2 tRNA genes are annotated in these 280 nt (G+C 50.4%); both read right to left on the bottom strand.

From position 1 onward, the window contains the following. Window positions 1-73: transfer RNA gene (locus tag G9G53_RS25945), tRNA-Thr, on the bottom strand. 22 nt (window positions 74-95) lie between these two features. After that, window positions 96-168 (bottom strand) — tRNA-Phe (locus G9G53_RS25940). Between the last annotated feature and the right edge of the window lie 112 nt (window positions 169-280).

The following is a 280-nucleotide window of genomic DNA, read 5'->3' as shown; positions in this document are numbered from 1 at the left end:
TGCCGGCGAGAGGACTTGAACCCCCAACCTACTGATTACAAGTCAGTTGCTCTACCAGTTGAGCTACACCGGCACATAAAATATTCAATTAAAAGTGGCTCGGGACGGAATCGAACCGCCGACACGAGGATTTTCAGTCCTCTGCTCTACCGACTGAGCTACCGAGCCTTAGAATAAGGCTCTTCATTACACGTTATAATACTAATGGCGGAACTGACGGGATTCGAACCCGCGATCTCCTGCGTGACAGGCAGGCATGTTAGGCCTCTACACCACAGTT

The organism is Paenibacillus sp. EKM206P (assembly GCF_011066155.1).
Lineage (GTDB): Bacteria > Bacillota > Bacilli > Paenibacillales > Paenibacillaceae > Paenibacillus > Paenibacillus polymyxa_D.
Note: the sequence above shows the minus strand (reverse complement) of the source record. Positions and strands in the feature narration are given on the sequence as shown.